At 70.1% G+C, this 17,715-nt stretch carries 16 protein-coding genes, 1 rRNA gene and 1 pseudogene; 1 reads left to right on the forward strand and 17 read right to left on the reverse strand.

The window, feature by feature from the left end; all coding sequences use genetic code 11:
* Positions 1-18 precede the first annotated feature (18 nt).
* The 10 genes from ACZ6DL_RS36550 to ACZ6DL_RS36595 all read right to left on the reverse strand — a co-directional run bounded on the left by ACZ6DL_RS36550 (position 19) and on the right by ACZ6DL_RS36595 (position 9,761).
* A complete protein-coding gene (locus tag ACZ6DL_RS36550; RefSeq protein ID WP_040866193.1) occupies positions 19-825 on the reverse strand; it encodes a segregation and condensation protein A in 807 nt (268 codons plus the stop codon).
* 692 nt (positions 826-1,517) lie between these two features.
* Complete coding sequence (locus tag ACZ6DL_RS36555) at positions 1,518-2,462, reverse strand: ParA family protein (RefSeq protein ID WP_040866172.1); 945 nt, start codon at positions 2,460-2,462, stop codon at positions 1,518-1,520.
* Positions 2,463-2,549: 87 nt separating this feature from the next.
* Positions 2,550-2,879, reverse strand: coding sequence for a hypothetical protein (locus ACZ6DL_RS36560; protein WP_466058133.1), 330 nt, complete (start codon positions 2,877-2,879; stop codon positions 2,550-2,552).
* 24 nt (positions 2,880-2,903) lie between these two features.
* A complete protein-coding gene (gene xerD, locus ACZ6DL_RS36565; RefSeq protein ID WP_466058134.1) occupies positions 2,904-3,848 on the reverse strand; it encodes a site-specific tyrosine recombinase XerD in 945 nt (314 codons plus the stop codon).
* A gap of 6 nt (positions 3,849-3,854) precedes the next feature.
* Positions 3,855-4,514 carry an NUDIX domain-containing protein gene (locus ACZ6DL_RS36570; RefSeq protein ID WP_466058136.1) on the reverse strand — a complete coding sequence of 220 codons (660 nt, stop codon included), beginning with the start codon at positions 4,512-4,514 and terminating at the stop codon, positions 3,855-3,857.
* A 4-nt stretch (positions 4,515-4,518) separates the two neighbouring features.
* On the reverse strand, positions 4,519-6,240 hold the full coding sequence (locus ACZ6DL_RS36575; protein ID WP_466058137.1) for a CTP synthase: 1,722 nt from the start codon (positions 6,238-6,240) through the stop codon (positions 4,519-4,521).
* Between the two features lie 156 nt (positions 6,241-6,396).
* Positions 6,397-7,341: a copper transporter gene (locus ACZ6DL_RS36580; RefSeq protein ID WP_466058139.1), complete on the reverse strand. Its 945-nt coding sequence runs from the start codon at positions 7,339-7,341 to the stop codon at positions 6,397-6,399.
* An 8-nt stretch (positions 7,342-7,349) separates the two neighbouring features.
* The gene (gene steA / locus ACZ6DL_RS36585) at positions 7,350-8,564 is read right to left on the reverse strand and encodes a putative cytokinetic ring protein SteA (protein ID WP_466058141.1); all 1,215 of its coding nucleotides are present in this window, start codon (positions 8,562-8,564) and stop codon (positions 7,350-7,352) included.
* A gap of 338 nt (positions 8,565-8,902) precedes the next feature.
* Positions 8,903-9,283 carry a hypothetical protein gene (locus ACZ6DL_RS36590; RefSeq protein WP_466058142.1) on the reverse strand — a complete coding sequence of 127 codons (381 nt, stop codon included), beginning with the start codon at positions 9,281-9,283 and terminating at the stop codon, positions 8,903-8,905.
* A 40-nt stretch (positions 9,284-9,323) separates the two neighbouring features.
* Positions 9,324-9,761 (reverse strand): hypothetical protein, encoded by a 438-nt coding sequence (locus ACZ6DL_RS36595; protein ID WP_466058144.1) that lies wholly within the window; start codon positions 9,759-9,761, stop codon positions 9,324-9,326.
* Positions 9,762-10,207: 446 nt separating this feature from the next.
* On the opposite strand from ACZ6DL_RS36595, the gene ACZ6DL_RS36600 reads away from it, so the two are divergent.
* Positions 10,208-10,627: an SRPBCC family protein gene (locus ACZ6DL_RS36600; protein WP_040866165.1), complete on the forward strand. Its 420-nt coding sequence runs from the start codon at positions 10,208-10,210 to the stop codon at positions 10,625-10,627.
* Between the two features lie 9 nt (positions 10,628-10,636).
* Here the strand turns inward: ACZ6DL_RS36600 and recN are convergent, their stop codons facing one another.
* From recN to rrf, 7 genes and pseudogenes are all read right to left on the reverse strand, one after another.
* Positions 10,637-12,421 carry a DNA repair protein RecN gene (recN, locus tag ACZ6DL_RS36605; RefSeq protein ID WP_466058146.1) on the reverse strand — a complete coding sequence of 595 codons (1,785 nt, stop codon included), beginning with the start codon at positions 12,419-12,421 and terminating at the stop codon, positions 10,637-10,639.
* Positions 12,399-13,358, reverse strand: a complete 960-nt coding sequence (locus tag ACZ6DL_RS36610; RefSeq protein WP_062977136.1) for an NAD kinase — start codon at positions 13,356-13,358, stop codon at positions 12,399-12,401. Before ACZ6DL_RS36610 ends, recN begins: the two co-directional genes overlap by 23 nt.
* Complete coding sequence (locus tag ACZ6DL_RS36615; RefSeq protein WP_466058149.1) at positions 13,355-14,176, reverse strand: TlyA family RNA methyltransferase; 822 nt, start codon at positions 14,174-14,176, stop codon at positions 13,355-13,357. The genes ACZ6DL_RS36610 and ACZ6DL_RS36615 overlap by 4 nt, the downstream gene beginning before the upstream one ends.
* A 1-nt stretch (position 14,177) precedes the next feature.
* Positions 14,178-14,390, reverse strand: a complete 213-nt coding sequence (locus tag ACZ6DL_RS36620) for a hypothetical protein (RefSeq protein WP_466058151.1) — start codon at positions 14,388-14,390, stop codon at positions 14,178-14,180.
* A gap of 100 nt (positions 14,391-14,490) precedes the next feature.
* Positions 14,491-15,381 (reverse strand): HAD-IIA family hydrolase, encoded by an 891-nt coding sequence (locus ACZ6DL_RS36625; protein ID WP_466058153.1) that lies wholly within the window; start codon positions 15,379-15,381, stop codon positions 14,491-14,493.
* Positions 15,382-15,892: 511 nt separating this feature from the next.
* A pseudogene (locus ACZ6DL_RS36630) lies at positions 15,893-16,957 on the reverse strand (tetratricopeptide repeat protein); the annotation flags it as partial.
* A 675-nt stretch (positions 16,958-17,632) separates the two neighbouring features.
* Positions 17,633-17,715: ribosomal RNA gene (gene rrf / locus ACZ6DL_RS36635) — 5S ribosomal RNA — on the reverse strand; the annotation flags it as partial.

The raw sequence follows: 17,715 nt of genomic DNA on the forward strand, positions 1-17,715 counted from the left end.
GTCGCGCGCTGTGCTCGCTCACCCGTAGTCCTCCTCGATTGTCACGGTGTCCGTCTGTTGCGCGGCCTCGTCGCCGATCCAGCTGACCGCCAGGGGACCGAGCGGATCGGGCTGGTCGAACTCGATCGTCTTGCCGCGATACAGCTCGAGCAGCGCCAGGAAGCGGGCGACGATCTGCACCGGGAGCTCGCAGTCCGCGACCAGCTCGCCGAAGGAGGTCCACGCACCCGCACCACGCTGTTTGAGCCGCTCCAGCACCAGTGCCGCCTGCTCGGCCACCGAAATCGCGTGCGTGTGCAAGTGGTCGAGCCCGACCTTGGGTACCGGACGGGGCCGGAAGGCCGCCGCGGCGATCTCGGCGAACTCGGCCGCCCCGACACCCAGCCTAACCTCGGGCAGCAGACCGGCGTAGCGCTCCTCCAGGCCGACCGCGCGTGGATAACGGCGCAGCGCGGCCGCCTCCAGCTCCCCGAGCAGTTCGGCGACCTGCTTGAACGCACGGTATTGCAGCAGCCGGGCGAACAGCAGGTCGCGCGCCTCGAGCAGCTCGAGGTCCTCGGCGTCGGTCATCTCCCCGGACGGCAGCAGCCGCGCCGCCTTCAGATCGAGCAACGTGGCGGCGACGACCAGGAATTCGGTGGTCTGATCCAGGATCTTGTCCGCGCGCAACGTGTTCTGCCGCGCCATGCTCGCGGTCAGCGCCTTGGTGTAGGCGATGAACTCGTCGGTGACCTTGTGCAACGCCACCTCGGTGACATCCAGCTTGCGCGAGCTGATCAGGGTCAGCAGCAGGTCGAACGGCCCCTCGAAGTTGCTCAGCCGCAGATGAAACCCGGACGCCTGCGGCTCGTCCGCCTGCGCCTCCTTCCCCGGCCGCGTGTCCGGCTCGGAGCCGGGTGTGGCCGAAGCGGCACCGGGCGCGTCGGGCACGGAGCCGGACACCTCTGGGCCGGAGTGGGATACCTCAGGCACGGGACCGCGTGTCCCCCGGTCGGAGCCGGGCGCCTCCAGGCCGGAGCGGGATACCTCTGGCACAGGACCGCGTGTCCCCCGGTCGGAGCCGGATACCTCCGACACAGGACGGAGTGCGCCCGCCTCTGGACCGACCACCTCCGCTCCTGGTCCGACCAGCTCCGGCGCGGAGTCCGGCGTGTCGGCGTCGGCGGGCCGGGCGGCATTCGCCTCGGCGACCTCCCGCGCGACCGCCTCGGTGTGCTGCATGCCCGGTTCGTCGGCACTGTCCCGGGAAGGTGGGCCGTCATGGTCCGGTTCGGGAGCGGTCGGTCCGGCGACGCCCCCGACGACGGCCGGGTTCGGGCGCGCGGGCGCCGCGTCCCGGCCCGCCGCGATGAACGCGGCAGCCACGTTACCGAGCGCGGGTGCGTTCCCCGGAGCGGTCGGGTCCGACCCGGCGGCATCGGGCTCGCGGTCGTCCGGTGTGGGGGTCGGTCCGGCCGAGGAAGACCCCTGGCCGGACGGGTTGTGGTGGGACGCAGACGAGGGGTCGGAGCGGCCGCTCACCGGCCGGATCGGTGGATGACTTCCCGGGCCATCGACCGATACGCTTCGGCGCCACTCGATTTCGGCGCCCATGTGGTGATGGGCTCGCCCGCGACACTGGCGTCCGGGAAACGGACGGTGCGCGCGATGGCGGTGTCGTAGACCAGCTCACCGAACACCTCGACGACGCGCGCCATGACCTGGCGGGAATGCAGCAGTCGAGAGTCGAACATGGTGACCACTATTCCGTACAGGCTCAACCGCGGGTTCAGCCGGTCCCGCACCTTCTCGACGGTGTCGTTGAGCAGTGCGAGCCCACGTAGCGAGAAGTACTCGCACTCCATCGGGATGATCACGCCGTCCGAGCAGGCCAGGGCGTTGACCGTGAGCAGGCCCAGCGAAGGCTGGCAGTCGATGAGGATGTAGTCGTAGCGGTTGCGCACCGGCTCCAGCGCGCGGCCGAGCGATTGCTCCCGGCCCACCTCGTTGACGAGCTGGATCTCCGCGGCGGAGAGGTCGATGTTGCTCGGCAGCAGGTCCATGTTCGGGACCCGCGTCTGCATCAGCACGTCATCGATGGACACCTTGGAACCGATGAGCAGGTCGTGCACGGTCGAGTCGAGATCGTGGTGGGCGACGCCGAGACCGGCCGACAGCGCGCCCTGCGGGTCCAGGTCGACGAGCAGCACCCGGCGGCCGTATTCGGCCAGCGCGGCACCGAGATTGATGGTGGAGGTGGTCTTGCCGACCCCGCCCTTCTGGTTGCACATGGCCACGATCAACGCGTCACCGTGCTCGCCGACCGGCGGTGGGTCCGGCACCAGCCGCAACGGTCGTCCGGTCGGGCCGAGCGTCGCGTCCTCGGGGACCGGCTCGACTCCGTGGCCCCACAGCGTTTCCGCCGCGGCGTCCGAGTACGGACCCGGTCGCGAGCCCGTAAGCGGCTCCGCCCCAGCACCCATCGGCGGCTCTGCCGCTCCGGCTGTCGTCACGATCCGCTGCTCCTTATACGTTCCTGCCCGTTGCCTCGCCGAGCGTAGCGAGGCCGATCAGGGCCGACCTCGCTTTCGTGCGGTCCAGCTCTGGATAGACGCTACCGCTTGACGGCACTCGAGTGCCGCGCCTGCGCGCGGCGTGTTCGTCCGGCGCTGGTCAACGCCATCACGCAATTCGATCATGCTGTCCCAGTCCGTCTCCCCGCGCGCGATCCGGCCGCGTCGCCGGAAGTATTCGAAGCGGACGATACCGGGTGTGAGCACAGCCAGGAACTTCGCGGGCCCGTCGGCGGCGGCGCCGAAGGCGTGCACGACGCCCGGCGCAAGCACCACCAGGCCGGCTTTGCCCCGAAAGACTCTGCCGGTCAACTCGTCTCGCGTCATGGTGGGGCGCGAAACGCGAAGACCTCACCGGGCGCGGGGGTGTGCGGTGGCCCAGACTTCGCGCAAGGTGTTGACCGTGACCAGGGTGTAGATCTGGGTCGTGGTCACCGAGGCGTGGCCGAGCAGTTCCTGCACCACCCTGACGTCGGCGCCACCGTCGAGCAGATGGGTGGCGAAGGAGTGGCGCAGCGTGTGCGGCGATACCGCCGCCGCGATGCCCGCGCGTTCGGCGGCGGTGTGCAGGACCTGCCAGGCACTCTGCCGGGACAGCCGGGCGCCGCGGGCATTCAGGAAGAGGGCCCCGGCGTTGCCCTTTCCCCGCGCGGCCAGCACGGGCCGTCCCCGGACCCGGTAGGCGTCCACGGCGGCGAGGGCGGGCCGTCCGATCGGCACCAGGCGCTGTTTCCCGCCCTTGCCGCGCAGCACGACCGACCGTTCCCCGAGGTCGAGATCGTCGACGTCCAATCCGACCGTTTCCGAGATGCGGGCGCCGGTGGAATACAGCATTTCCAGCAGCGCGCGGTCGCGCAGGCCGCGCGGGCCGCCGTCGACACCCGCCGCGGGATCTCCCGAGCCACCGCCCGCCGCCTCCAGCAAACGCAGCACCTGGTCGTAGGGCAGCGCCTTGGGCAGCCTGCGCCCCGGCGCGGGCGGCTTCACCGCGTGCGCCACGTCGGTGTCGGTCAGCCCCTCCGCGGCGGCGAAGCGATGCCAGCCGCGCACCGCGATCAGCGCGCGGGCCACCGAACTCGCCGCCAGCGGCGGGTGCCCTCGATCGCCCGAGCGCAGCGCCATGGTGAACTCGGCGACATCGGACTCGGCGACCCGGTCGAGCGAGCGGATGCCGCGCCCGGACAGGAAATCCAGATAGCGACCGAGGTCACGCCGGTAGGCGCCCAAGGTGTTGGGCGCGACGCCGCGCTCGACCGCGAGGTGGTCGAGATAGGCGTCGAGCTCGCGACCGAGCACGTCCGGTCAGTCTCCGGACTTCGCGGCCGCCTTGCGGCGGAGGAAGGTCGTGGGCTGACCGTCCCAGGGTGCGTCCGGCGGCCGCAACTCGATGCCGCCCGCCCGCGCGGCCGCCAGCGCGAGCACGCCCGCGACCGCCGTTGCGTTGACGATCTCGCCGCTCAACGCCGCGCGGACCGCCGCGTCGACCGGCATGCGGACCACTTCCAGATCCGCCTCCTCGAATTCCGGCTCCGGACGGTCGGTTTCGTACAGACCGCGCGCCAGGTACACCCGCAGCGCTTCGTCGGTGAACCCGGGCGAGAGCGCCACGTCCACCAGCACCGCCCATTCCCTGGCGGCCAACCCGGTTTCCTCGGCCAGCTCACGGCGGGCCGCGAGCAGTGGATCCTCGCCGGGCACGTCGAGCAGACCGGCGGGCAGTTCGAGCAGCCGCCTGCTGATCGGGTGACGATATTGATTGATCAGCACCACATTGCCGTCGTCATCGATCGCGGCCACGGCGACGGCGCCGTGGTGCTCGATCACCTCCCGCTCGACGACCCGGCCGCCCGGCATGCGCACCTGGTCGAGCCGCAACGCGAGGATCGCGCCGCTGTACACGGTCTCGGCCGAAACTGTCTCGAAGTCGTGGCTGCCCGGCTCGGCAGCGCCCCCGTCGGTCATGCCGCTACGCCTTTTCCGCCGCACCCGCCAGTTCTTCACCCGGGATGTCCACCGGGAGCCGTTCGGCCGCCTTGTATCGCAGCGCCGCCGAGATGAGCGCCGCGAACAGCGGATGCGGGCGCGTGGGGCGGCTCTTCAACTCCGGGTGCGCCTGTGTGGCGACGAAGAACGGATGCACGTCGGCGGGCAGCTCTACGAACTCGACCAGGTGCCCGTCCGGCGAGATGCCGCTGAACTTCAACCCGCTCTGCGCGATCTTGTCGCGGTAGGCGTTGTTCACCTCGTAGCGGTGGCGATGACGCTCGGAGACCTGTTCGCTGCCGTAGGCCTGGGCGACGACCGAGCCCTTCTCCAGGATCGCCGGGTAGGCGCCCAGCCGCATGGTGCCGCCGAGATCGGCCTCGCCGGCCACGGCCTGCTCCTGGTCGGCCATGGTGGAGATGACCGGATGCGGCGTGTCCGGCTCGAACTCGGCCGAGTTGGCCTCCGCCAGCCCCACCCTGCGCGCCGCCTCGATCACGACGCACTGCAACCCCAGGCACAAGCCGAGCAGCGGGATGCCGCGGGTGCGCGCGTAGTGGATCGCGCCGACCTTGCCCTCGATGCCGCGGATGCCGAAGCCGCCGGGAATCAGGACGGCGTCCACGTCACGCAGCGCGTGCTGGGCGCCGGAGGGGGTCTCGCACTCGTCGGAGGGCACCCAGCGGATATTCACCTTGGCGCGCGAGGCGAACCCGCCCGCGCGCAGCGCCTCGGTGACCGAGAGATAGGCGTCGGGCAGGTCGACGTACTTGCCGACCAGCGCGACCTCGACCGTCTCGCGCGGCGAGTGCACGCGGTCGAGCAGGTCGCCCCACACGGTCCAGTCCACGTCGCGGAACGGCAGGCCCAGCCTGCGCACCACGTAGGCGTCCAGGCCCTCCCGGTGCAGCACGCGCGGGATGTCGTAGATCGACGGCGCGTCCGGCGTGGAGATGCACGCATCCACCTCGACGTCGCACATCAGCGCGATCTTGCTCTTCAGCGCCTGCGGGACCTCGCGGTCACAACGCAGGATCAGCGCGTCGGGCTGGATACCGATATTGCGCAGCGCCGCCACCGAGTGCTGGGTCGGCTTGGTCTTCAGCTCACCGGAGGGCGCGAGGTAGGGCACCAGCGACACGTGCAGGAAGAAGACGTTGTCGCGTCCGACGTCGTGGCGGATCTGGCGGGCGGCCTCCAGGAACGGTTGCGACTCGATGTCGCCGACGGTGCCGCCGATCTCGGTGATCACCACGTCCGGGGTCTGGCCCTGCAGATCCGGGCCGCGCATGGCGAGGATCCGGTTCTTGATCTCGTCGGTGATATGCGGGATCACCTGCACCGTGTCGCCGAGGTACTCGCCGCGGCGCTCCTTGGCGATGACCGACGAATAGATTTGCCCGGTGGTCACATTCGCGTCCCGGGACAGGTCCCGATCGAGGAAACGCTCGTAGTGGCCGACGTCCAGGTCGGTCTCCGCCCCGTCCTCGGTCACGAACACCTCGCCGTGCTGGAAGGGGTTCATCGTGCCGGGATCGACGTTCAAGTACGGGTCGAGTTTCTGCATCGTGACGCGCAGCCCACGCGCCGTCAGCAGCTGACCGAGGCTGGAGGCGGTAAGACCTTTACCCAATGAGGAGGCGACACCACCGCTGACGAAGATGTGCTTCGTGGCCGTTCGCGCCTGAATCCGTGTTTGACCCACGGGTCTTCACGGTAACACGAATCCGCCCGTCCGTTCGAATGCCACGCACGTTTGCCCGCCGATCGCCGGAACGGCGATCAGAGCACTCGGAGCCGAAGTGTGAGCCGGGTCGCGTCCCGGCATTTTCCGGACGTCTGCCAGCGGCCTCGCGCCAGGTCAGCCGGGAACCGCGGCCAGAGTGAGCGCGGTGGCCTTGGCGCCGGTGCCGTAACGTCCTGCGCCACCATTGAGCTGCTCACCGAGCGCGAGCACGGTCGTGACCCGGCCGAGTTCCCGCTCGAGATTGTCGACGGTGCTCACCTGGGCCGCGAGCGCGGCGTCGGCGCGGACCACGGCGATCGGCCCCTGCTGGTCGGCGGCGCCAGCGCGGCCCGCGAGGACCACGCCCGCACCGCGGCCACGCAGGGCGCCCGCGAAACGCGCGCTGTTGGCGCCCACGCCGTTCTCGGCGGCAGCGAGGCCGTTGCCGGTGATCACGACCGCGAGCTGCGCGGGCCGCACCGGCGTTTCGCCGTAGGCGAGGAAGCCGCCGCCGCGCAGAGTCTCCAGGACCAGCCCGAGCTCCTCCGGAGTGCTCCGGGTTTGCCCGGTGGCCGGGTCGAGCAGGAGCACCAGGCCGAGCAGGTCACCGGCCATACTGCCCTGATCCACCGCGCCGGTCCGCAGCTGCGCCCCGCCCGGGATGACGTTCGTGACGGCCGAGCGCATCCGGTCGCCCTCGGTGGCGTCGACGAACGCCTCGGTGAGCGCGATCCGGCCGGTGACGCCCGCGCCGGCGACCTCGAGCGCCTTGGTCACCGCGTCGACGTCTCCGGGATCGGCGTCCGGGGTCGTGAACACGACGACGCTGCGGTCGGTGAGCGCGCCGCCGAGAATGCGGCCCGACGACCCGGCGATGAACCGATCGGCGGCCACGGCCTGCTCGCCGAGCCGCCGGTTCTGCTCGGTCAGGACGTCGACCTGCTGGCGCAGGTCGGACTTGTCCGCCCGCAAGGCCGACAGCAGGTCGGACGCGAGCGTCTGGGATCCGAGCACCACACCGATCGCGAGCGCGAGGAAGATCGCGACGATCGAGACGGCGTGCTGGCGCAGCGAAATCATCGTTCTCCTCAGAATTCCAACGATCCGGCTTGCCCCTGCGCCCATCGTGCGAGGCGGTTCCAGGCGTCCACGCCCCAATCCATGACATCCCCGCCGCTGTTGGACGCCAGCAACACGACGATCACCGCGACCAGCGCGGCGAGCACCACCAGCGCGACGGCGACTCCGGACACGCGATTGCGGTACAGGGTGGCCACCGCCTGCGCGTCCATCAGCTTCGTACCGACCTTGAGCCGGGTGAGGAAGGTGGCCGGATTGCTGTCGCGACGGCCGCGGTCGAAGAAGTCGTCGAGCGAGGCGGGCGCTCCCGCGGTGACGATGAGCGCGGCGCCGTGATGGTCGGCCAGCAGCAGCGCCAGATCGGCGGCCGAACCCGAGGAGGGGAAGGTCGTCGCGCCGATGCCCAGATCCTGGATGCGTTCGAGTCCCTTGGCGTGTCCGTCGGTGTCGGCGGGCAGGATCACCTCGGCGCCGCATTTCATGGTGGCGCTGGTGATCTCCTCGGGGTCGCCCACGATGACGTCGGGCCGGTATCCCCGCCTGCGCAGGGTGTCGGCGCCACGGCCGACGCCGATCAGGATCGGGGTGTACTCCTTGATGAACGGCTTGAGCCGCTGCAGATCCTCGGCGTGCTCCGGGCCGTCGGCGACGACCACCACGTGCCGGTGCTTCATCACCAGATCCAGCTCCGGAACGCCGAACCCGTCGATGAGCAGCGCGCTCTCGGTACGGATGAACTCGATGGTGTTGCCCGCGAACGCCTCGAGGTGATCGGCCAGGCCGTTGCGCGCCTCGAGCATGCGCTCCGCGATGGCGGTCTCGGTGAGTTCGATGCCCTCGACGAGGACCTCCGGCTCCTTCTTGATCAACTTGTCGGCGTAGACCACACCGTCGACCACGCGGACCTTCACACCGTCCTTGATCTTCTTGAACGCATCCGAGCTCACCGTGTCCAGCAGCAGGATCCCGTGGGCCACGAGCGCCTCGGGGCCGAGGTTCGGGTAGCGACCGGAGATGGACGGCGAGGTGTTGATCACCGCGCCGACGCGGGCCTCGACCAACCGGTCGGCGGTCATCCGGTCGAGGTCCATCTCGTCGAGGACGACGATGTCGCCCGGTCCGACCCGGCCGAGCAGGCGCCGGGTGTTGCGGTCGACCCGGGCCGTCCCGATCAGACCAGGCAACGTTTCGGTGTTTCGCGACAACAGCGCCGGCATCCTCATGGGGCGATGATGAGCGCAAACTCTCAACCATTGGTGGAGGCGCGCCGTCGCACCGAGCGCATGACGCCTCTGCGTTACCTGTTGGCAATCAGACCGTGCCGTCGCCCACGGTCACACGGAAGACGTCCCACATTCATCAGGGCAGATCACTCACTTGGAAACCTCGGGCGCCACCCGCGAACGTGCCAACTTATGCGATATGAGACCTAGCCTCCGGAAAACCATCAGTGTTAGCAATCAGTGGGCGAATGTTTTGCCGATCCACTGTGACGCGCACAAACACTCCCCTCCAGCAGACAGCGAATTCAGTGCTACCCATGCGCGACAAGCGGATCGGATCAGGTCAGGTTGCCGTCGTCGCAGAGACTTGCCGATCGCCACGACCTCGCCGGACCGGTCGCGCCCGGGTCGAAGCGCCGTTCCCGGCTGCCGGGCTCCCGCGCTGAACCGGCCGGCCGGACGCTGCGCCGCGCCCGGATGGGCACCATGCTCGGCTCGCTCAGGGCCGCACCGCGGAACCAGTACGGCGCGCCCCGTTCGTCCGTGCCACACCGGAAGCTCCAACCACCGGCCGCGATCGAGTTCCCCTGCACATGGGCTGCGCCCGCCCACAGGCAGTCCGCACTCACGTTGCCCCCGGTCGCCGCAGCCGTAGCGGATCCGAACACCGTTCCGGCCGAAACCACGGCGCCGATCACCAGCAGCCGAACGAGTTCCATACCCGGGTTTCGGTGCAGCCGCCGACAGCTCGCGTCTCGATCAGCACCACTTCGCCTGCGGCCGGCACACGGTCCAGCCATTGCCGTCCGGCCGCTGTGTGCGCGTCCACGCCGATTCCCTGGCGCCGTTTCCGGCACCGCTCTCGTCCGGACGGGGCTTGTTCCTGCGGTGATACTCGCGCAGGGCATGCTGATGTTCGTTCTGCCGCAGTGGATTCGGATCGGAGTGCTGATATCCGAACGGGTCGATCGCGTGCCACCCCGTAGAGTCGCCGTGCGAACCCGAACGACCGGAGTGGTCGGAGCCGGACAACGACTCCGCGGCCGCCCCGCCCGCCGCGGCCACCGTCCCCGCGGCGAGACCGGCGACGATCAGCGCGAACGCCCTCTTCTTCGATGATTTCCGGCCGCGCCCGGACACCAGCCCGGAGCGCCGCGCTTCGCCCGTCCTGATCCTTGCTGGGAGAACGCTGCACATGATGGCCCCTTCGCCTCGGTGCTTCCCGCTATCCGACGGAATTCATCCGCCGTTCATCTACTGAGTTACATAGTAGATAAAAAATCGGACATTGCGGACATCGATCGGGTATGGCACAGGGGGTGGATTCGAAATGCGTTGATCGAGAATCTGTTTACCGAACCGAACCACCCGCGGGCGCGTACACTCTCAACCGCAGCCGACAGCGAGCACCGCACTATCAGCCGTCGTTTCACGAATGTCATCCGTAGTTCGACATACCGTTTCCGTGACGACCGCCGCTACTTCACACCGACCTCGGCTCCGGTCGCCTTCACCGCACCGGCTCGGTAGAGCCCACCACGCGGGTGGCTCGCCGCCGATTGTGATGCGGACGACACGATCACCGAGCCGCGGCCGCTGTAGCTATATGCTGCCGGTCACACGTAACTGGAAGAGGAGATTTCATGGCCAGCACCACCGTCGACGCCGTCATCGCCGCCCCGCGCGAGGTCGTGTACCGGCTCTTCGCCGACCGCGAGAGCATCAGCCCCTACATCCCGGTCCAGGTCAAGCTGGTCAAGCCCGGCCTGACCGAGCGAGAAGGCGTCGGCGCGCAGCACCTGATCGGCCTCGGCCCGGTCGGCGTCACCGAGGAGATCACGAACCTCGTGCCCGGTGAGCGGATGGAGTACAAGATCGTCAAGGGCGCGCCGGTGAAGCGGCACGTCGGCATCGTCACCTTCGCCGACGCCGACAACGGCACCCTGGTCTCCTACACCATGGAATCGGACCCGTCGCTGCCGGTGCCAGCCAAGGTGCTGGAATTCGGCCTCAAGAACCTGATCGGCACGTTCATCAAGGGTGCGCAGAAGGCGGTGCGCTGACCGGCGCGCTCAGCGCGCGGCCACCTCGGCGCCCGCCTTCTCGGCGCGTGCCGTCGCCAGCAGTTCCTCCGCGTGCGCGCGGCCGGTCTCGGTGTCGTCGAGACCGGCCAGCATGCGCGCCAGCTCGACCACCCGCTCGTCATTCGTGAGAGCCCGTACGCCGCTGTTGACGGCACCCTTGCCGTCGTCGGATTTGTCGACCACGAGGTGGGTGTCGGCGAACGCCGCGACCTGCGGCAGATGCGTCACCACGATGACCTGGTGGGTGCGCGCCAGCCGGGCCAGCCTGCGGCCGATCTCCACCGCGGCTCGCCCGCCGACGCCCGCGTCGACCTCGTCGAACACCATGGTCGCTCCGTGATCGGAACCGGCGAGCACCACTTCCAGCGCCAGCATCACGCGCGACAGTTCACCACCCGACGCGCTCTTGCTCAACGGCAACGACTGCGCGCCCGAATGCGCCGCCAGCCGGAACTCGGCCTCATCGGTGCCCGTGGCGCCGGCATGCAATTCCCGGCCGTCGACGGTGAGCGGCGCCGAGTCCTGAGCTCCCGCGAGCAACGGCCGCACCTCGACCTCCAGACGCGCCTTGCCCATCGCCAGGCCGCCCAGCTCGGCGCTCACCGCGGCCGCCAGCTTCCCCGCCGCTTTGCTCCGCGCCGCGCTCAGCTTCTTCGCCGCCTCCCGCACCCGTTCGGCGGCGGTGTCCACTTCGGCGGCCAGTTTGCCCAGCGCCTCCTCGGAGACGTCGAGCGAACCGAGCCGGGTGCGCGCCTCCTCTGCCCAGGCCAGCACACCGTCGATGTCCGGTGCGTACTTGCGGGTCAGCGTCTTCAATTCGGCCTGCCTGGTGAGCAGTGAATCCAGCGCTCCCGGATCGGACGGCAGGTCCGAAAGGTATCCGCTCAGGTCGGTGGTCACGTCCACCACCACGGCGATGGCCTCGGCCAGGCGCGGCGCGAGCGCGACCAGCGCCGGGTCGTCGGCGGCTTCGATGCGGGCGCGCGCGGCGCCGAGCGCTTCCAGGGCGCCGGAACCGTCTTCGGGTGCTTCGGCAGGCCCGGCCAGCGCGTCGTGCGCGGTGGCCGCCGCCTCCCGCAGCGAATCCAGATCGCTCAGCCTGCGCACCTCGTCGACGATGCGCACGTCTTCGCCGGGTTCGGGCGCGATGGTGTCGATTTCCTTCAACGAGTGCTCGAGCCGCTCGGCCTCGAGGGCCAATTCCCTGCTGCGCGCGGTTCGTTCGAGCAGCTCGGTGCGGGCGTCGAGCCATGAGCGGCGCAACACCTGGTATTTGCGCAGCAGAGCGCCCACGGTGTCGCCCGCGAACTGGTCCAGGGCCGACAACTGCTGGTCGGGGCGCTGCAAACGCAACTGATCGTTCTGGCCGTGCACGGTCAGCACAGGCGCGGTGAAATCGGCGAGCACCGAGGCGGGGACGCCGCGGCCACCGAGATGCGCGCGGGAGCGCCCATCGCTGCCGACCGTGCGGATCGCGATGACGCTGCCGTCGTCGTCCTGCTCGGCCGCGGCCGCTTCCAGCACCCGCGCGACCTCGGCGCGCGCGGCGTCGTTGACGTCGTCGATGGTGAACCGGCCCTCCACCACCGCGCGGGAGGCGCCGAGCCGGACCCGGCCCGCGTCCGCGCGGGCACCGCTGAGCAGATGAAGGCTGGTCACCACCATGGTCTTGCCCGCGCCGGTCTCGCCGGTCAGACAGGTCAGTCCCGCATGGAACTGCGCGGTCGCGGTGGAAATGACGCCAAGCCCGTCAATCCTGATCTCTGTCAGCACTTGTGCTCTCCGTTCGCCGTCGGCCACGCCAGCCTGTCACGGGCAATTGGAACTTGCGCACCATCCGGTCGGCGAACGGTGCGGAGTCCAGCCGCACCCAGCGCACCGGTCGAGCGCCGCGAACCGCCTCGACCCGGCCACCGCTGGGGAGTGCGAGCGTGCGCCTGCCGTCCAGGAAAACTATCGCATCGTGTCCGGTCGCCACAGACTCGACCGCGATACGCGAATCCGGGCTGGTCACCAGCGGCCGCGCGAACAGGGCGTGGGCGTTGCTCGGAATCACCAGCAAGGCCTCGAGTTCCGGCCACACCACCGGACCGCCCGCGGAGAAGGCGTAGGCGGTCGACCCGGTCGGCGTCGAGACGAGGATGCCGTCACAGCCGAACGACGAGACCGGGCGGCCGTCGACTTCCAGCACCACTTCCAGTACGCCCATGCGCGAGGCGTTTTCGATGCTCGCCTCGTTCAGTGCCCAACCGCTCTCGACCACTTCGTCCTCGACCCGGACGGTGACGTCGATGGTCATCCGATGCTCGATGGTGTAATCGTGACGCACCACCTGGGCCAGCGCCTCGTCCAAGTTCTCGGCCTCGGCTTCGGTGAGAAACCCGATGCGGCCGAGGTTGATTCCCAGCACCGGCACCCCCGCCGGGCGCGCGAGTTCGGCGGCGCGCAGGAACGTTCCGTCGCCGCCGAGCACGAGCACCATCTCGCAGCCGACCGCCGCGTCCGGGCTGTGCTCGACCACGCGCACAGGGTAGCCGCCCGGCTCGGCGGCGAAGCGCGTGCTGTCCGCCTCGTCGGCGAGCACGCGCAGGCAGATGCCCGCGTCCGCGAAGATCTTCGCCACCCGGTGGGCGGTCTCGATGATCTCCGCGCGGCCGGGGTGGGAGACCAGCAAGATCTCCCTGCCGCAGGGTTGGGCCGGCGCGTTCACTGTGGACCCTCCTCAACCGCACGCTCGACCAGCGCGGCGACCTGTTCGGCGTCGTATTCGAACGGCCCGTCGTTGCGCAGCCACAAGAAGTATTCGACATTGCCGGACGGGCCCGGCAACGGGCTCGCCACGACGCCGGCGGTGCGCATGCCCAGCTCCGCGGCCGCCGCCGCCACCGTGCGCACCGCGTCGGCGCGCAGCGCGGGATCACGCACGACGCCGCCGGAGCCGACCCGTTCCTTGCCGACCTCGAACTGCGGTTTCACCATGGGCAGCAGATCGGCGCCGGGCGCCGCGCAGGCGGCCAGCGCGGGCAGCACCAGGCTCAGCGAAATGAAGGACAGGTCGCTCACCACCACTTCGACCGTGCCGCCGATGGTTTCGGACGTCAGGTTGCGCACGTTGGTCCGGTCGAACACCCGGACCCGCTCGTCGGTGCGCAGGCGCCACACCAGCTGGCCGTAGCCGACGTCGACCGCGACGACCTCCCGTGCTCGCCCTGCCAGCAGGACGTCGGTGAAACCGCCGGTGGAGGCGCCCGCGTCCAGGCAGCGCTTGCCCGCCACCGACAACCCGTCCGGCTCGAACCGCTCCAGCGCGCCGAGCAGTTTGTGCGCGCCGCGCGAGGCCCAGGACACCTCGTCGGGCTCCTCGCGGACCACCAGCGGCGTGCCCGCCTCCACCGCGGTCGCCGCTTTCACCGCGACCGTTCCAGCTATCAGGACGCGGCCCGCGCCGATCAGCTCGACCGCGTGTTCTCGCGATCGCGCCAATCCGCGGCGAACCAGTTCCGCGTCCACCCGTGCGCGCCTGGCCACCTCAGATCTTGTCCACCGTGGCCAGGGCCTGTACCAGCACGTCATGTGCCTGCTCCAGGATGCGAGCGCGGCGGGTGATGTCGACGCCTGCCTCGGCGCTGTCGGTCGCGGGCGCGGCCCGGCCGGGGCGGTCGAGTTCGGCGAGCAGGCTGTCGACCTCGCCGCGGATTCGATCCGGGTCGGCAGGCTCCGGGCGGCCTTGCGTACCCGGCATGTGCTGACCGGGCAGCGGGACCCCTGGGCGGGGACCTTGCGCACCGGCGGAGCCGGGACCGTTCGGACGAGGTATAGGACTAGTCATCGTGGCGTCAACGCTATCGGATTTCCGAATCGGACGCGCGGACCGTCACAGCTCGTCCCGGGTTCCGCCGCAGCATCTCGCCGAGGTCGGCTTCCGGCTCGGCGGCTACGGCCGCGTGGTTGAGGGCGTCGAGCGAGTCGGCGACATAGGTCGGGATCTGCCCGTCCGGGGCCTTGCGCAGTTCATCGATTGTGCTGACACCGGTGAGCACCAGCAACGAGTCGAGGCCGACCCGGTTGGCGCCCTCGATATCGGTGTCCAGCCGGTCGCCCACCACCAGGGCGGAACGGGAACCGGCCCGGACGAGCGCGTCCTCCATCAGGGGCGCGTACGGCTTGCCCGCGACGATCGGCTCCCGATCGGAGGCAGCACGCAGCGCGGCGACCATCGCACCGTTGCCCGGCGCGAGGCCTCGTTCGTTCGGCAACGTCCGGTCGGTGTTCGCCGCGACCCACAGTGCGTCCGTGCGCAGGGCGTAGGCGGCTTCGGCGAGGTCCGGCCACGCGGTGTGCGGTGAATGTCCTTGCACCACAGCGGCGGGCGCGTCGCCGTCGGAGCGCCGGATCGGTCGCAACCCGACAGCCTCGACCTCGGCGGCCAAGTCGTCGGTGCCGACGACCAGGACCGGCGCGCCACGGTCGAGCCGCTCGGCCAGCAACCGCGCCGCCGCCTGTGCGCTGGTCACCACGTCGTCGGCGGTCGCGGCGAAGCCGAGTTCGGACAGATGCGCGGCCACGACCTGCGGACCGCGGCTGGCATTGTTCGTGACGTACACCAATCGCCGGCCCGCCTGCCCATCCGCGGCGAGTGCCTCCGGCGCTCCCTCGATCACCTCGTGCCCGCGATACAGCGTGCCGTCCAGGTCGAGCAGCAGGGCTCGGTAGCGATCTCGTAGTCGCTTCACACCACTCTCACTCCGTGTCACCGATCGGCCGCGCCGACCCATCACCGCCGGGCCCTCCGGCAGCCCGTCCGCTCGGCAGATCCGAGACACTCGACACTACGCCGACGCGCGGGCCGTACGGACGTGGCGTCAGCCACTCCGGCCGCACCGGATCCCAAGCGCGCCAGCATAGATCCGCAGATCACGAGTTCATGATCTCGGCCACGGCGATGATCCGATCGGCCCTGTTCGCCACATGCCCGCGACCGCAGCGAAATTCGCGCAGGCGCAGGCTCCCGGCCACATCCCGAACCATCTGTCCACATGCCTGGCACTGCGCCTGGCCCCGTCCTCGGGAGACGGCCACCGACGGGGGCGCGGCCACCGCGATCGGCGACAGGCTCAGATGTCGCTGTCGCCCGTGAGTTCGGCATCCCGAACCGTCTGTCTACATGCCTGGCACTGGGCGCAGGCAACCGTCCTCGGGAGTCGGCCATCCCACGGGGCGCGGCAACCTCGATCGGCGACAGGCTCAGATGTCGCTGTCGCCCGTCAGTTCGGCGGCGCGTTCTTCGGCGTCGGTGTCTCCGTCGAGGTCGGCCGAGGCGGCGTTGAGGAACCAGGTGAGGCCCTCATCGGTACGACCCGCGGCGACGAGGGCGTCGGCGTAGGCGTAGAAGAGGCGGGCCGCGGCGGAGCCGGTCCTGGACGGGTCGAGATCCGACGTCTGCAAGGTCACGACGGCTTGGTCGTACTGGCCGAGGTCCATTCGTGCGCCCGCGACGACCATACGCAGCTCGGTGGCATCGTCACCGCGCAGGGCACGCGCCTCCTCGCTGCGACCGAGCTCGATAGCGCGTTCGGGACGGCCCAAGCCACGCTCGCAGTCGGCCATGACGGCCAGCAGCCCGGAACCACCGGACATCCGGCGCGCCGTGCGCAGCTCCGACAGGGCCTCCGCCCATTCGCCGGCGTGGTAGGCCACCACTCCCGCGGTCTCGCGGACGACCGCGATCCGCCCTGCCCGCTGCCGCGCGGCCCTGGCATGGGCGAGAGCGAGGCCGGGATCGTCGTCGACCAGGCGCACCGCCATCACCAAGTGCCGGGCAACCGTCTCGGCGTTCCCTTTGTCCAAACTGAGCAGGTCCCGCCGCACGGCAGGATCGAGATCGGCTGCCTGCACCTCGTCCGGCAGATCGGGTTCCTCCGGCCGCGGCGGACGACGGTCGAGGGAACGGCCCCCACCGGCATGGACGCCTTCGCCGCCACGGCGGCGATCCGGTGAAGAGTCGTCGCGCGGTGTCCGATCCCCGCGATCCGCGCCGCCGCGCTGCCCCGCACGATCCGGTCCCTGGCCACGGCGATCGTTATCGCGGCGCTGGAATCCGGGCGCGCCGCCCCGCCCCGCGTCACCACGCTCGCCGGACTCGCCACGACGCTTGAACCCGCCACGCTCGCCCGGTTCATCGCGGCGGGCATCGCCTCGATCACCGAAATCGTCCCGGCGACGGGGGAATCCACCACGGGCATCGCCTCGAGCGGATCCGCCGCGCGTGCCGGACTCGCCGCCGGGGCGGAATCCACCCCGCGAGTCGTCGCGCCGCTCTCCGGAATCACTCCGGCGTTTGAAGCCGCCGCGTTCACCGGAGCCCTCGGAGCGTTTGAATCCGCCCCGATCGCCCGATCCGCCGCGGCCTGCGGAACCGCCACGATCCGCGGACTCGTCCCGCCGCTGGAAACCACCGCGCTTGGGTGCGTCGCCGCCGCGGCGGAAGCCACCGGTGTCCCCACTCCGGTCGCCGGAGTCCTGACGCCTGAACCCGCCGCGCTCGCCCGAACCGCCGCGCTGGTCGGAACCGCCACTGTCGCCCCCGCGGTTGAACCCGCCGGAATTCTCGCGTCGCTGGTAACCGCCTCGGTCGGACGTACTGTCGCGGGAGCCGGAGCCACCCGAGTCACCGCGGCGGCCGAAGCCCCCGCGTTCCCCCGAGTCACCACGACGGTTGAACCCGCCGCCGCGTCGGCTCGCATCCTGCTGATTGTTATCTCGCCGGCCGGACCCTGAGTCGGGAGCGCCGCGCCGGAAGGGCTTCCGATCGTCATTTTGTTCCGGCACGGTGCTCCCTTTCTTGGTATCGCGAAAGTCTGTATCCCACGAATTCAATCACGTACCCGTCGTGGGGCGCGGGGTACGGCAAGTTCGCCGGAGCACCGTTTGGTGCTCAAACGCCGATAGGGGACCCAGATTCTGGGTCCCCTATCGTGAAGGATGTTCCGGCGGTGTCCTACTCTCCCACACCCTGTCGAGTGCAGTACCATCGGCGCTGGCAGGCTTAGCTTCCGGGTTCGGAATGG

The sequence above is a fragment of the Nocardia sp. NPDC041819 genome, assembly GCF_055590505.1.